This window comes from Variovorax sp. 20P10.2.4 (genome assembly GCF_058244205.1).
In genome coordinates this window covers 1-14,434 of sequence record NZ_JBZAYE010000135.1, presented here as the reverse complement: position 1 = coordinate 14,434, position 14,434 = coordinate 1, and the positions used below count along the sequence as shown (strand labels likewise).

Here is a 14,434-nt window from a genome sequence, read left to right as displayed (position 1 = left end):
GCGAGGCGGTGCGCCATCGCCAGCAGCGGCGTGATGCCGATGCCACCGGCCAGCAGCAGGCTGTGATCGGCCCCCTCATCGAGCGCGAACAGATTGCGCGGCGTACCGACCTGCAGCAGCGTGCCCTCGGCCACCGCCTCGTGCAGCGCGAGCGAGCCACCGCGCGATGCCGCCTCGCGCAGCACGCCGATCTCGTAGTGGCCGGGCGCTTGCGCGGGCGGGTTGCACAGCGAGTAGGGCCGCACCAGGCCGCCGGGCAGCAGCACCTCGATGTGCGCGCCGGCCTCGAAGGGCGGCAGCGCGCCGCCATCGGCCGCCTCGAGCCGGAAGCCCGCGATGCCCTCGGCCTCGATCGTCTTGCGCGCGACGCGCACCGCGATGCGTTCGACGGCCGCGCTCATTCGCCCTGCAGGAAGTTGCCGGCCTCGAAGCGCACCGGCGGCGCTTCGGCATCGAAGCTCACGCCGGCCGGGTCGCGGCCCTCGCGCAGCGCGTCGAGCTGGCGCAGCAGCAGCCGGCGCAGCATCACGATGCCGCGGTCGGAGCTCGCCAGGTGCTCCTCCGAATGCGCGGTGATCGCGCCCTGGCTCACCTGCGCCTCGTAGTCGCCGGGAAAGCGGCGGTGCTCCTCCTCGCTGAGTTCCTCCCACAGCTTGCCGTTGAGGCGCGAGCGCACCCGCGCGAGATCGCCGGGCTCCTTCACCCGGCCCACGGTGTAGATGCGGAAGCTGTGGTCGTCGATCGGCAGCACCCAGCCGATCGACTCGACCCGGCCATAGGCCGCCACGCGCGGGTTCGGCACCACGCGCAGGGTCGGCAGCACCGGCCCGGCCACGCGGCGGAACACGCGGCCGTCCTCGAGGCGGCGGATCGAGGTGATCATCACGCCGGTCTCGGTGCTCTCGAAGTTCACCTCGGGCATCTGGCCCATCAGCGCCACGAACTGGGTGCCGCTGAAGCTGCCGTGCAGCACCGGCACGTGGAAGGGGTCGGCCACGTTCTCGTAGTGCTGCAGCCAGTTGCAGGGAATGATCCGCGGCCCGCCGCCGCCGATGCTGTTGTCGTCGGCCTCGAGCGTCTCGCCTTCGTCGAGCACCTCCAGGCAGTCGTAGCGCGGCAGCACCGGCTTCTTCTCGGCCGGGCCGAGGTAGGCCCAGACCAGGCCGTAGCGCTCCTCGACCGGGTACCAGGGCTGGCGCACGCGGCCACGGGTGCGCGCGCCGCCCTCGGGCTCGCAGGGCTGGTCGACGCAGTGGCCCTGCACGTCGAACATCCAGCCGTGGTAGCAGCAGCGGATGCCGCCTTCCTCCACGCGGCCGTAGTAGAGCGAGGCGCCGCGGTGGGCGCAGCGCCAGTGCACCAGGCCGGGCCGGCCGCCCTTGTCGCGGAACAGGATCAGGTCCTCGCCGAGCACGCGCACCTGGCGCGGCGTGTCGGTGGCATCGGCGGCCAGCCCGATCGGATGCCAGTAGCGCCGCAGCAGCTCGCCCATCGGCGTGCCGGCGCCAACCTCGGTCAGCTCGGCCTTGTGGCTCGGCGACTTGCGGCCGTAGGCGGTGCCGGTGTCGAACGCGACCGGCTGCCAGCCGGACGCGGAAGAGGAAGAAGAGGGGGGAAGGACGGTGCTCATTCGGGGGTGACTCCTGCGGCCTTGATCAGGTCCGCGACACGGGGGAAATCGGCTTTCTGGCCGGCGCGGAACTCGGCCGGCGTGCTGCCCAGCGGCTCGAAGCCGAAGCCGGCGAGCCGCTCCTGCACGTCGGGCTGGCGCGTGACCGCCTGCAGCGCGGCGACCCATTCGTCGAGCACCGGCTGCGGCGTCTTCGCGGGCGCGTAGACGCCGATCCAGCTGTCGAGGTCGAAGCCCGCGAAGCCCTGCTCGGCGAAGGTCGGCACCTCGGGCATCGAGCGCACGCGGCGCCGGCCGGTGATGCCCAGCACCTTGATGCGGCCGGCCTGCGCCAGCCCGCGCGCGGTGGCCGGGTTGGCCCAGGCCACGCCCAGCGCCTCGCCGAACAGGTCGTTGTGCGCGGCCGCCTCGGCCTTGTAGGGCACGTGGATCAGGTCGATGCCGGCCTGGCGCGCGAGCAGCTCGCCGAACAGGTGGGCGTTCGAGCCGTTGCCCCAGGTGCCGTAGCTGATGCCGCGGTGCGCCTTGGCGTAGGCGACGAACTCGCGCACGTTCGAGAACGGCGCCGAGGCGCGCGCGATCAGCATCGGCCCGCCGGTCGCGAGCTGCGACAGCGGCTCGAAGTCCTTCACTGGGTCGTAGGGCAGCCGCGGCTGCAGCACCACGTTGTTGATGTGCGTGAGCGGCAGCGTCAGCAGCATCGTGTAGCCATCGGGCGCCGCCTTGGCGACCGCGTCGGCCGCGATGGTGCCGCTGGCGCCGGGCCGGGGCTCGACGATGACCGGCTGGTTCCAGCGCGCCTTGAGCTTCTCGGCGTAGATGCGCGCGATCGAGTCCATCGGCCCGCCGCCCGAGCCGAAGGGGATGATGCGCACCACGCGGGTGGGAAAGCTGGGTGGGCTCGCCTGCGCGAAGGCCGGGCCGGCGGCGCCGGCCATGACGGCGCCGAGAAGGCCGAGCGCGCGTCGGCGCGTCGGCTGGGGTCGCAACGGATTCATCGTGTCTCCAGGTCGTGCTGTACTTGTGGACCCGACGATAAGTACCGCCCGTGCCCCGGGCAATTCGAAGCTTTGGATATGAGATATGGCCCGACGTGATATCCGCAGCCTGGACGTCGGCATGCTGCGGACCTTCGATGCGCTGATGCGCGAGCGCAGCGTGTCGCGCGCGGCGACGCGCCTGTTCCTGAGCCAGCCCGCGGTGAGCGCCTCGCTCAACCGGCTGCGCGAGACCTTCGACGACCCGCTGTTCACGCGCACCGCGCACGGCGTGCAGCCCACCGCGCGCGCCACGGCGCTCGCAGGCCAGGTCGAGCGCGTGCTGGCCGACCTGTCGGCCATGCTCGAGCCCGACGACCGCTTCCAGCCCGAGCATTCGCAGCGCATCTTCCGCATCTCGGGCGGCGACTACGCGAGCCACCTGCTGCTGCCGCGGCTGGCCAACGAGCTCGTGGCCTGCGGTTCGCGCGTGCGGCTGTACTGGGAGACCAGCTCCTTCCTCACGCTGACCGAGCGGCTGCGCAAGGGCGATTTCGACGTCGCCGTGCTGCCGCGGCTGCAGCCGCCGAGCGACTGCGAATCGGCGCTGCTCTACGAGGACCGCTACGTGGTCGCGGTGCGCCGCGGCCATCCGACCCTGGGCGAGGCCGCCTCGCTCGACGACTTCTGCGCCGCGCCGCACGTGTTCCTGGGCTACGGCAGCTCGGCGCTCGACGACCTGATCGACCAGGTGCTCGCGCGCCAGGGCCGCCAGCGCAGCATGAGCGTGGCCATGACCAGCTTCGGCCAGATCGTCGACCTGCTGGCGCAGACTGACCACGTGGCGGTGATGCCGCTGCGCGTGGCCGCGCGCTTCGACGCGCTGCTCGCGGTGCATCCGCTGCCCTTCGAGCTGCAGGGCTACCGTTCGGTCGTGTGCTGGAACCGGCGCTCGAATTCCGACGCCGGCGTGCTGTGGCTCAAGGACGCGCTGCTGCGCATCGGGCGCGAGGCCGATGCGGTGCCGATGCCCGTGCCTACGTCGGCCTGACGCGCCGCGCGAAGGCCTCGAGCCCGTCGATGGTCATCTGGACGTGGCGCTCGAAGCTGCTGTCCAGCGGCACCGTGCTGCCGTTGTCCCAGCGCACGATGAAGGCGCGGTTGGCCAGCAGCGGCAGGTTGCGCGAGAGCACCGGGTGGTCGAGCGGGCGGATGGTGTGGACGCGCTCGCGCAGCTCCTCGGCCCAGGTCTGCGTGTTGTCCGAGGGCAGCGGCGAGAACTCCATCGTGAGGAAGCCCAGCATCGCCGCGATCGTGCAGTTGTAGGCCTCGCGCAGCGGCTCGCCCTCGAAGCCGGCCTCGGTCAGCGCCGTGAGCACCCCCTCGACCAGCGCGGTCGGCAGGCTGCCGTTGGACACCAGCTGCGCGCCCAGCAGCTGCGCGACGTTGGGATGGCGCCGCACGGCCGCGCGGCAGCGGCGGAACAGCTCGGCGATCCAGGCCTGCCAGCCCGGCTGCGCGGCATCGGCGGGCGGCGCCACGTCGGCCATGACCGTGGCCGCGACCTCGGCCAGCAGCGCCTCGCGCGAGCTCACGTGCCAGTGCACCGTGGCCGGATAGACGCCGAGCCGTGCCGCCACCTCGCGCAGGCTGAAGGCGCCGAGGCCGGCCTCGTCGATCAGCGCCAGCGCGACCTCGGCGATCCGGCCCCTGGTCAGCGCGGCGCCGCCCGCGGGTCGGCCGGCGGTGCGGGGCGGGGGAGCGGCTTTCTTGCGCGCGGTGGTCATCGGGTGGGTGCCATTGTTCGGTCGGTGAATTGATTGTATAAACATCGAAAAATTGAGCAACGAACAATTAACGCTGAGCCAAGCGTCAATTCCAGCCGTCCAACCCTTTCCAGGAGCCGCCATGACCCTTGCCCCCATCGACCACGCCCTGGCCGAGGCGCACCGCCGTTTCACCGAGGCCAACCCCGCCAGCCGGCGCCAGTTCGAGGCCAATGCCGAGTCCATGCCCGGCGGCAACACGCGCTCGGTGCTGTTCTACGCGCCGTTCCCGCTGACCATCGCGCGCGGCGAGGGGGCCGCGCTGTGGGACGCCGACGGCCACCGCTACGCCGACTTCATCGCCGAGTACACGGCCGGCGTCTACGGCCACTCGGCGCCCGAGATCCGCGAGGCGGTGATCGAGGCGATGCAGGGCGGCGTCAACCTCACGGGCCACAACCTGCTCGAGGGCCGGCTGGCGCGGACCATCCGCGAGCGCTTCCCGCAAGTCGAGCAGCTGCGCTTCACCAACTCGGGCACCGAGGCCAACCTGATGGCGCTCACGGCCGCGCTGCACTTCACGGGGCGGCGCCGCATCGTGGTGTTCTCGGGCGGCTACCACGGCGGCGTGCTGGGCTTCGGCGACCAGCCCTTGCCCACCACCGTGCCCTTCGATTTCCTCGTGCTGCCCTACAACGACGCCGAAACGGCGCGCGCGCGCATCGCCGAGCAGGCTTCGGAGATCGCGGCCGTGCTGGTCGAGCCGATGCAGGGCGCGGCCGGCTGCATCCCGGGGCAGCCCGACTTCCTGCGGGCACTGCGCGAGGCAGCCACGGCGGCCGGCGCGCTGCTGATCTTCGACGAGGTCATGACCTCGCGCCTGGGCCCGCGCGGGCTGGCCAACGAGCTGGGCATCCGCGCCGACCTCACGACGCTGGGCAAGTACATCGGTGGCGGCATGTCCTTCGGCGCCTTCGGCGGCCGCGCCGACGTGATGGCGCAGTTCGACCCGCGCACCGGCGCGCTCGCGCACTCGGGCACCTTCAACAACAACGTGATGACCATGGCGGCCGGCCAGGCGGGCCTCACGCAGCTGTTCACGCCCGAGGCGGCCGGCGCGCTGGCCGAGCGCGGCGAGGCGATGCGCGCGCGGCTCAACGCGCTGGGCGCGAAGGAGGGCGTGGCGCTGCAGTTCACGGGCGTGGGCTCGCTGATGAACGCGCATTTTTTGCAGGGCGAGGTGCGGCGCGTGGCCGATCTCGCGGCGGTCGATGGGCGGCTGCGCCAGCTGCTGTTCTTCCACCTGTTGAACGCGGGCATCTACACCTCGCCGCGCGGCTTCGTGGTGCTGTCGCTGCCGCTCGGCGACGCCGACATCGAGCGCTACGTGGCCGCCATCGGCGGCTTCATCGCCGAGTACCGCGCGCTGCTGCCCGCGCTGGGCTGAACGCGGCTCAGGCCTTGCCGGCCACGCCCAGCAGCTCGTGCAGCCGGGTGCTGGTGGTCGTGTACTGCAGCGGGATCGCCTTGCCGGGGAACACGATCGCCGCGGCGCCCCACGCGGCCAGCGTGGCCTCGTGGAAACCGCAGACGATCAGCTTCTTCTTGCCCGGGTAGGTGTTGATGTCGCCGACCGCGAACACGCCCGCTTCGCGCGTCTGGTACTTCTCGGTGTCGACGGGCACCTGCTTGCGTTCGAGCTCGAAGCCCCAGTCGGCGATCGGCCCGAGGCGCGGCGAGATGCCGAGGCAGGCGACCAGCGCATCGAGCGGGAGCTCGACCGTGCTGGCATCGGGCGTGGCGATGCGCAGCGTCTGGCCGTCGAAGCCGCTGGGCTGGCCGACCTGGAAGCCCAGCCGGCCTTCGGCCACCAGCGCGCGCATCGCGGCCACCGTGGCCTCGTCGGCCTGGAAGCCGTCGCGCCGGTGCACCAGCGTGACCTGCCTGGCGATGGCGGTCAGCGCGATCGCGGTTTCGAGCGCCGTGTCGTCGCCGCCGTTGACCACCACGGCCTGGCCGGCGAAGCGCTCGAGCGAGTCGGGGTGATAGAACAGCGACTCGCCCTCGAAGCGGCCGATGTCGTCCAGCGCGATGCGCTTGGGCACGAAGGCGCCGACGCCGGCCGCGATGAACACCGTCTTCGCGAGGAAGCGGCGGCCGGCCGAGGTGCCCAGCAGCAGCCGCTGGTCGGCCTGGCGTTCGAGCGTGGCGACCTGCTCGCCGAAATGGAAGACCGGCTTGAACGGCGCCACCTGCGCCAGCAGCGACTGCGCGAGATCGCGCCCGCTGGTCACCGGCGTGCCGGGGATGTCGTAGATCGGCTTGTGGCCGTACAGCGCCACGCACTGGCCGCCCGCGGCGGGCAGCGCATCGACGATGTGGCAGGAGATCTCGAGCAGGCCGAGCTGGAAGGCCTGGAACAGCCCCACCGGGCCGGCGCCGATGATCAGGGCGTCGGTCTCGATGGGGGCGGGGGCCTGGCTCAGCGCACCAGCTCCGAGATCTTGCCCGTCTTGTCCTTCCACTCGTCGGCGTCGGGCAGGGCGGGCTTGCGCTTGGTGATGCTCTTCCAGCCGTCGGCCTGGGCCAGCTCGGCATTGAGCTTGATGAAGGCGATCTGGTCGGCCGGCAGGTCTTCCTCGGCGAAGATGGCGTTGGCCGGGCACTCGGGAATGCAGACCGCGCAGTCGATGCATTCGTCCGGGTCGATCACCAGCATGTTGGGACCTTCGCGGAAGCAGTCGACGGGGCAAACGTCCACGCAGTCGGTGTATTTGCAACGGATGCAGGCTTCGGAGACGACGTGGGTCATTTGGCGTTGTATGCGGTCTGTGGTCGGGAAAAACCCTTGATTTTAGGCCTTTGCGGCGCTCGGCTGCACGAGCACGGCCGCCGAGGTGCGATGCGAGGCCGTATCGACCAGCACCAGCGAGCCCAGCGTGCGCGAGCGCGTGAACGGCAGCACCGCCAGCGGCTGCTGCAGAGCCAGCACCACGTCGCCGATGGCATTGGCCTCGAGCTGGGTCGCGGGCTCGGATTCGAGCGTGGTGATGTTGACCCGATCGACGATGCGCGCGACCTTGGCCTTGACCCAGCGATGCCCCTGCAGCGCCCAGTAGACGCGGCCCGCGACCAGCGGCTCGTCGTCGAGCCAGGCCACGGTGGCGGTGATCTCGCGCACCGGCTCGAAGGCCTCGGGCGCCAGCAGCCAGTCGCCGCGCGACACGTCGACCTCGCGGTCGAGCACGATGCCCGCGCTGTGGCCCGCATGCACGGTCTTCGGCTGGCGCGCGTGGCTCAGCACCTGGGCCACGGTGGCGGTCTGGTTGCTCGGCAGCACGGTCACGCGCTGGCCCGGTTCGACATGGCCCGAGGCCACGCGGCCCCAGAACACGCGGCGGCCCTGCGAGGTGTCGGCCGAGGACGAGAACTTCTCGACCCACTGCACCGGGAAGGCGAAGGGCACGGATTCGTCCTGCGCCGTCACCGGCAGCTGTTCGAGCAGCTCGAGCAGGCTCGGGCCCTCGTAGCCGACCCAGTCGGCATGGCGCGTGGCCACGTTCCAGCCCTTGAGCGCCGAGATCGGCACGATCGCGGCCACCTGCACGCCCGCGGCCTCGGCGAAGGCGTTGAGCGCGGCCGAGATGCGTTCGAAGGCCAGGCCGGCATCGGCGATGGCATCGAGCTTGTTGACCGCGAACACGATCGACTGCACGCGCAGCAGGTGCGTCAGCAGCGTGTGGCGGCGCGTCTGCGGCAGCAGCTCGCGCTTGACCACGGTGCCGTCTTCCACCTCGGCGGCCCAGGCCAGCTTGGTGGCATCGACCAGCACCACGGCGGCGTCGGCGGCCGAGGCGGCCGTCACCATGTTGCGCGTGTACTGCTCGTGGCCCGGCGCGTCGCCGATGATGAACTTGCGCTTGGCGGTCGAGAAGTAGCGGTAGGCCACGTCGATCGTGATGCCTTGCTCGCGCTCGGCCGACAGGCCGTCGGTCAGCAGCGCGAGGTCGGTCTCGCCGCCGCGCTGCACGCCAGCGAGCTGGTCCTGCAGCACGGTCTTGCTGTCGACCAGCAGGCGGCCGATCAGCGTGCTCTTGCCGTCGTCGACCGAGCCGCAGGTGATGAAGCGCAGCGCGGTGCCGGTGTCGGCTGTGATTTCGGGTTGAAGCGTGGTGGCGGTCATGGGTTTCTTTCGGGAGACACCGCGGAACCGGCTTTGCCGGGCCGCTGGTGTCGCCCCCTTGAGGGGGGAGTCGAGCTACACGAAGTGAGCGAGGGACGGGGGTGGGTCAGAAATAACCGTCTTTCTTGCGTTTTTCCATCGAAGCTTCGGAGGTCATGTCGTCCATCCGGGTGGCGCCGCGTTCGCTGACGTCGACCGACAGCGTCTCGAGCACCACGTCGCCCGCGTCGGCCGCGAGGCTCTCGACCGGGCAGGTGGTCGTGATGTCGCCCACGGTGCGGAAGCGCACGTCGCGCACCTGCACGGTTTCGCCGTCGCGCGGCGGGGTCAGTTCGGTCACCGGCACCAGCAGGCCGCGGCGCTCGACCACCTCGCGCTTGTGCGTGTAGTAGATCGAAGGCAGGCCGACGTGCTCGCGCTCGATGTACTGCCAGACGTCGAGCTCGGTCCAGTTCGAGATCGGGAACACGCGGAAGTGCTCGCCCGGTGCCAGGCGGGTGTTGAACAGGGTCCAGAGCTCGGGGCGCTGGTCCTTGGGCTGCCATTGGCCGAAGCTGTCGCGGTGCGAGAAGATGCGCTCCTTGGCGCGGGCCTTCTCTTCATCGCGGCGCGCGCCGCCGATCAGCGCGTCGAAACGGAATTCCTCGATCGCCTCGAGCAGCGTCACCGACTGGTGCGCGTTGCGCGATTCGCCCGGGTGCGCAAGGCGCACCGTGCCGCGCTTCATCGAGTCCTCGACGCTGCGCACGATCAGCTCGGCGCCCAGTTCCTTGGCGCGCTGGTCGCGGTAGTCGGTCACTTCGGGGAAGTTGTGGCCGGTGTCGATCATCAGCAGCGGATAGGGCAGGCGGCCGATGCCGAAGGCCTTCTCGGCGCACTTCAGCAGCACCAGCGAGTCCTTGCCGCCCGAGAACAGCAGCGCGGGGCGCTCGAAGGCCGCGGCCACTTCGCGCAGGATGAAGATGGTCTCTTCCTCCAGCGCATCGAGGTGCGTGTTGGACAGGTGCGCCGGCGGCAGCAGCAGATCGGATTCGGTACGGGCGTTCATCGGGTGGGGCGCTGGAGATTCGGAGTCGGTGGAGCGTGCGTTCAATGCGAGAGGTGCAGGCCGCATTCGCGGTTGTCCTCGCCCTTGGTCGGGTCCACGTAGTCGAAGTTGTTCGGCAGGCCGTGCGCCTCGCAGTAGGTGTAGAGGTCCTTGGACGACCAGTGCAGCAGCGGCGCGACCTTGATCAGGCCGTCGGGGTTGATGCTGACCGGCTCCATCTGCGCGCGCACGGCCGTGTCGGTGGCGCGCAGCGCGGTGAACCAGACCTTGGGCGCCGTCTCGCGCAGGGCACGCGCGAAGGGCTCGAGCTTCACCTCCTCGGTGAAGGCGGCGTGGCGCGGATCGTCGAGCGCCGGCGTCGGGCCGTCGACCGCCTCGCGGTGCGCGCGCGAGCGACGCGGCAGGTAGATGTGCAGGTCCAGGCCCAGCTGCTTGGTCACCTCGTCGGCGAAGCGGTAGGTGGCCTCGGTGTTGTAGCCGTTGTCCATCCAGATCACCGGCACGTCACGCTTGGCGCGCGTCACCATGTGCAGGATCACGGCCTCGAAGGGCCGGAAATTGGTGGTGACGATCGCGTTCTGGCCCAGGCCGATGGCCCAGTCCACCAGGCCTTCGGCGTTGCGGCCGAGTTCGGTGTTGATGCGTGCGAGGTCGATGCTCATGGATGAATCAAGCGTTGCTGTGGGAACTCAATTGCCGGCCGCGAAGTGCGGCGCGGTCTGCACCGCGTCGCCCTGGTAGAAGGCCGAGAAGCGGTCGAACTGGCGCTGCGCGTCGGAGGCGTCCACGCCTTCCTTGAGCACGGCGCTCGAGAAGCCGGTGCGTTCCATCTGCACCAGCTGGTCGATCAGCACGTCGCCGGTAGCGCGGATGTCGCCCTTGAAGCCCAGGCGGCGGCGCAGCAGGAAGGCCTGGCTGTAGGCGCGGCCGTCGGTGAACTTCGGGAAGTGCAGGTCGATGCGTTCGATGTCCGACAGGCAGACCTCGATCGCGAGCGGATCGGCGTCGTTCGCCAGTTGCAGCACCTTCGGGTCGCCGTCGTCCACGTGTTCTTCGGCCGCGAGGATGTTGAGCGTCTTGTTCATGCTGCTTCCTCCACCTTGAATCGCGCACCGTTGGCCGCGGCCTTGAACGGGTCGGGTCCCACGCGGCGCAGCGTGTCGATGAAGTTCTCGCCGTTCACGCGGGTGTCGCGGTAGGTCGTGAGCACGGCCTCGATCACGCCGGGCACTTCGGCCGCCGAGAACGAGGGGCCGACCACCTTGCCGGCCTGCGGCGCGCCGCTGAGGGCCGAGCCGTCGGAACCGCCGAGGGTGACCTGGTACCACTCCTTGCCGTCCTTGTCGACGCCCAGGATGCCGATGTGGCCGCTGTGGTGGTGGCCGCAGGAGTTGATGCAGCCGCTGATGTGCAGGTCGATCTCGCCGATGTCGTCGAGCTCGTCGAGGTCCTGGTAGCGCTCGGTGATCGCCTCGGCGATCGGGATCGAGCGCGCATTGGCCAGCGCGCAGAAGTCACCGCCGGGGCAGGCGATCATGTCGGTCAGCAGGTGCACGTTGGCGCTCGCGAAGCCGGCCGCGCGGGCGGCGAGCCACAGCGCATGCAGGTCTTCGGCGTGCACCCAGGGCAGCACCACGTTCTGGTCGTGCGTCACGCGGGCTTCGCCGGCCGAGAAGCGGTCGGCCAGTTGCGCGAGCGTGTCGAGCTGGTCGGCCGAGGCATCGCCGGGCGCCTGCTTCAGGCGCTTGAACGACAGCGTGACCGCGCGCAGGGCCGGGTTCTTGTGCGGCGCCACGTTGCGCGCGAGCCAGCGTGCGAACTGCACGTCCTCGGCGGCATGGGCGCGCAGCTCGGCGTCGGTCTTCTCGGCGCTCTGCAGCACGCGGGTGGCCAGTTCCGGCGGCACGAAGGAGGCGGCCACGCGGTCGAACTCTTCCTGCGTGATGGTGTGCGGCGCGCCGTCGTGCTCGAGGATCTGCTTGTACTCGGCATCGACGTCGTCGATGTAGCGCTGACCTTCGGCCTTCACCAGGATCTTGATGCGCGCCTTGTAGATGTTGTCGCGGCGGCCGTAGCGGTTGTAGACCCGGATCACGGCCTCGAGGTAGTTCATGATCTGCTGCCAAGGCAGGAACTCGCGCAGCACCGTGCCCACGATCGGCGTGCGGCCCATGCCGCCACCCACCTGCACGCGGAAGCCGATCTCGCCGGCCTCGTTCTTCACCAGCTTCAGGCCCACGTCGTGCCAGCCCGTGGCGGCGCGGTCCTCGTCGGCGCCCGTGATCGCGATCTTGAACTTGCGCGGCAGGAACGCGAACTCGGGATGCAGCGTGCTCCACTGGCGCATGATTTCGGCGTAGGGGCGCGGATCGGCCACCTCGTCGATCGCGATGCCGGCGCGCTCGTCGCTCGTGATGTTGCGGATGCAGTTGCCGCTGGTCTGGATGCCGTGCATGTCGACCGAGGCCAGCAGGTCCATCACGTCGGCCGACTTGGCGAGCGGGATCCAGTTGAACTGGACGTTCTGGCGGGTCGAGAAGTGGGCGTAGTGGGTGGGCAGCTTCTGGCTGCCGAGCTGGCCCTGGGTCTCGATGGCCTTCTTGTAGACCTCGGCCTCGGGCTCGTCGTACTCGCGGGCGATCTTCGCGAGCACGCGCACCTGCCGGCTCGAGAGTTCGCCGTAGGGCACGGCCACGCGCAGCATCGGGGCGTAGCGCTGCACGTACCAGCCGTTCTGCAGCCGCAGGGGACGGAACTCGTCTTCGTGGAGGCGGCCCTTTTGCCAGCGCTCGAGCTGGTCGCGGAATTGGGCGGCTCGTTGATGAACGAACTGGCGGTCGAAGTCTGTGTATTGGTACATCGTGCGTGAGTCTTGTCTTGAAGTGCGGTGCGTCCAGCGCGCCAGCAAGAAGCCGGGATTCTGAAAGCGTGCCTTATGGAACCAAACTATTTTTTGGTTCGCGCCTTATGCGGATAAGCTTATTCGCCAGTGTTCATGCGGGTTTGCGGGCGGTTGGATGCTTATTCTGGATAAGGGCGGGTGCGGGGTGCAGGGTGGATTTTAGGAATGTGGGGAGTTGGTTTCAGGGGGCGGGGTTCTTTGGGGGCGTTCTGCTCTTGCAGAGGCAGGGGCCGGGATTTCGCCCCGGCGGGCGAGTTACTTTCTTTTGTCTCGCCAAAAGAAAGTAACCAAAGAAAAGGCGACCCCACTGTCTGCGACCCTCCGCTTCGCTACGGGCAACCTGCGGTGCTCGCGTTTCGCGGGGTCTCGCAGAACTCGCTTCGCTCAAACAGCTGCGAGCCCTGATCCGCGAAACGCTGCGCTCCTCGGCGCAGCCAGAGGGGAGTGGTTCGGGCCATCGCGATGCTCGGCCCGGCAGACCCTTCGGGCCTTTGCTTCGCTCGGCCTCAGTGAAAGATCCAGGGCCTATGCATGCGCACTCACCACACAAGGACGCGCCATGGCGCGTTGACCCTCATCCCCTCTGGCTGTGCCGAGGAGCGCAGGAGAAAGCGGGATAAGGGCCGCAGCTGTCTGAGCGGAACGAAGTGCAGCGAGTTCTGCGGACCCCCGCTTTCTCCGAGCACCGCAGGTTGCCCGTAGCGAAGCGAAGGGACACAGACAGCGGGGTCGCCTTTCTTTGCTTACTTTCTTTGGCGAGACAAAGAAAGTAAGTCGCCCGCCGGGGCGAGACCCGGCCTACGGCCTAGGCAGAGAAAAGAAAGCTCAGATCTCACCGCAACATTGAAGACATGGCAGAGCAGCAGTTCAACATCCGAACCGCACTCTCGACATCTGCAGCCACAAACCGAAGAGTCACCCCATCGACCCGCTCAAACCCCGGCCACTGGCAAAACAGATCCGCCAGCGCCGCAGTCTGCGCCCTCAAAGTCACGGTCTGCGGCCCTTCGAACACCAGCGGAAGAACCTTGGCCCGCGAAGACAGCGCGACTTGAACCCCAGCCCGAATCGCCTCACGAGCCCTTTCAGGCGACAAAGAAACCCCACTGGTATTCCCCGTAGCCTTCTTCGTCTCCACGAACACTGCCTGGGGAAACAAGCCACGGTTCTCCGCAATGAACACATCGTCCCCACTGCCCATCACCACCGGCACCCCATATTCCCCAGCCAGCGCCCCATAGAGCCCGGCCTCGCCCAATTCCTGCCCGCCGAGCGAGATGCCCGCAAAGGCAAAGCTGTTGATCGTGTGCGCCAGGATCCCGCGCCCCTGCGCCCGCGAGTGGTAGCCGATCATGCAGACCGCTTCGACCCCGTCTTCCTCCACCCCCGCCACCATGCTCAGATACCGCGGCTTCCCTTGCACCACGCGAGCCCGAGGATCGAGCACATCGGGCGGCATGTTGCGAAACCCCCCGTGCGAGTCGTTCACCAGCACCTCGTCCGCCCCCGCATCGAAGGCCCCCGCGATCGCCGCATTGGCTTCCTGCGCCATCAGCAGCCGAGCGCGTTCGTACTCAGGATTGCCTTGCCGCGTCTGCTCGGGGTGATAGACACCCGCCACGCCTTCGATATCGGTGGAGATCAGCACTTTCATGAGGGCACCCGGCAAAAGAGAAAAATCAAAGAAAGAGAGAAGGGGACAGCAACTCGCCCAACGCGGCACGGTGATTGCCGTCGCGCCCGGTCACCGGCTCGGCCCGCCACAGCGCATGCAGGATCGCCTGCTCGGTCCCATCGGCCGCGGCCTGGAACAGCCCGTCGAGCTGCGTCTCGTGCAGCATCGCCACGGCCGGCATCGCGCGCTCGGCCCGGTCGGGCACGGTGTAGGCGGTCGAGAAGGCCAGCACGATGTCGCCGCTGCCGTGCCC

The 14,434-nt window shown here is 69.2% G+C and carries 15 protein-coding genes; 2 read left to right on the top strand and 13 right to left on the bottom strand.

Translation table 11 applies throughout. The features are described from left to right. The 3 genes from AC27VN_RS15410 to AC27VN_RS15400 all read right to left on the bottom strand — a co-directional run. On the bottom strand, nt 1-401 hold a 401-nt coding region (locus tag AC27VN_RS15410), incomplete at its 3' end, for a ferredoxin reductase (protein ID WP_490877075.1). Continuing rightward, a complete protein-coding gene (locus AC27VN_RS15405) occupies nt 398-1,630 on the bottom strand; it encodes a Rieske 2Fe-2S domain-containing protein (protein WP_490877074.1) in 1,233 nt (410 codons plus the stop codon). The genes AC27VN_RS15410 and AC27VN_RS15405, both read right to left, overlap by 4 nt. Then, nucleotides 1,627-2,628, bottom strand: coding sequence for a Bug family tripartite tricarboxylate transporter substrate binding protein (locus AC27VN_RS15400; protein WP_490877073.1), 1,002 nt, complete (start codon nt 2,626-2,628; stop codon nt 1,627-1,629). The genes AC27VN_RS15405 and AC27VN_RS15400 overlap by 4 nt, the downstream gene beginning before the upstream one ends. Before the next feature lie 85 nt (nt 2,629-2,713). Here AC27VN_RS15400 and AC27VN_RS15395 point away from each other — a divergent pair, with 85 nt between their 5' ends. Further along, a complete protein-coding gene (locus AC27VN_RS15395; RefSeq protein ID WP_208509285.1) occupies nt 2,714-3,658 on the top strand; it encodes a LysR family transcriptional regulator in 945 nt (314 codons plus the stop codon). Here AC27VN_RS15395 and AC27VN_RS15390 read toward each other — a convergent pair. Further along, nucleotides 3,645-4,394 (bottom strand): TetR/AcrR family transcriptional regulator, encoded by a 750-nt coding sequence (locus tag AC27VN_RS15390; RefSeq protein ID WP_490877072.1) that lies wholly within the window; start codon nt 4,392-4,394, stop codon nt 3,645-3,647. The genes AC27VN_RS15395 and AC27VN_RS15390 overlap by 14 nt on opposite strands. Before the next feature lie 121 nt (nt 4,395-4,515). Between AC27VN_RS15390 and AC27VN_RS15385 the strand changes: the two genes are divergently transcribed. After that, on the top strand, nt 4,516-5,820 hold the full coding sequence (locus AC27VN_RS15385; RefSeq protein WP_490877071.1) for an aspartate aminotransferase family protein: 1,305 nt from the start codon (nt 4,516-4,518) through the stop codon (nt 5,818-5,820). 7 nt (nt 5,821-5,827) lie between these two features. On the opposite strand, the gene AC27VN_RS15380 is transcribed toward AC27VN_RS15385, so the two are convergent. From AC27VN_RS15380 to AC27VN_RS15340, 9 genes are all read right to left on the bottom strand, one after another. Then, complete coding sequence (locus AC27VN_RS15380; RefSeq protein WP_490877070.1) at nt 5,828-6,898, bottom strand: NAD(P)/FAD-dependent oxidoreductase; 1,071 nt, start codon at nt 6,896-6,898, stop codon at nt 5,828-5,830. Then, the gene (fdxA, locus tag AC27VN_RS15375) at nt 6,856-7,185 is read right to left on the bottom strand and encodes a ferredoxin FdxA (RefSeq protein WP_057596674.1); all 330 of its coding nucleotides are present in this window, start codon (nt 7,183-7,185) and stop codon (nt 6,856-6,858) included. Before fdxA ends, AC27VN_RS15380 begins: the two co-directional genes overlap by 43 nt. A 42-nt stretch (nt 7,186-7,227) precedes the next feature. Continuing rightward, entirely contained in the window at nt 7,228-8,556 is a 1,329-nt protein-coding gene (locus tag AC27VN_RS15370; RefSeq protein WP_093341453.1) for a sulfate adenylyltransferase subunit 1, read from the bottom strand. 106 nt (nt 8,557-8,662) lie between these two features. After that, nucleotides 8,663-9,604, bottom strand: a complete 942-nt coding sequence (cysD, locus tag AC27VN_RS15365; RefSeq protein WP_093341455.1) for a sulfate adenylyltransferase subunit CysD — start codon at nt 9,602-9,604, stop codon at nt 8,663-8,665. Nucleotides 9,605-9,645: 41 nt separating this feature from the next. Next, a complete protein-coding gene (locus AC27VN_RS15360; RefSeq protein ID WP_093341456.1) occupies nt 9,646-10,266 on the bottom strand; it encodes a phosphoadenosine phosphosulfate reductase domain-containing protein in 621 nt (206 codons plus the stop codon). 27 nt (nt 10,267-10,293) lie between these two features. Next, a complete protein-coding gene (locus AC27VN_RS15355; protein WP_057596678.1) occupies nt 10,294-10,689 on the bottom strand; it encodes a DUF934 domain-containing protein in 396 nt (131 codons plus the stop codon). Beyond that, nucleotides 10,686-12,464 (bottom strand): nitrite/sulfite reductase, encoded by a 1,779-nt coding sequence (locus AC27VN_RS15350; RefSeq protein ID WP_490877069.1) that lies wholly within the window; start codon nt 12,462-12,464, stop codon nt 10,686-10,688. The genes AC27VN_RS15355 and AC27VN_RS15350 overlap by 4 nt, the downstream gene beginning before the upstream one ends. Nucleotides 12,465-13,338: 874 nt before the next feature. Next, nucleotides 13,339-14,160: a M55 family metallopeptidase gene (locus AC27VN_RS15345; protein WP_490877068.1), complete on the bottom strand. Its 822-nt coding sequence runs from the start codon at nt 14,158-14,160 to the stop codon at nt 13,339-13,341. A 25-nt stretch (nt 14,161-14,185) separates the two neighbouring features. After that, nucleotides 14,186-14,434, bottom strand: a 249-nt coding sequence (locus tag AC27VN_RS15340; protein ID WP_490877067.1) for a P1 family peptidase, incomplete at its 5' end; no start/stop codon positions are given.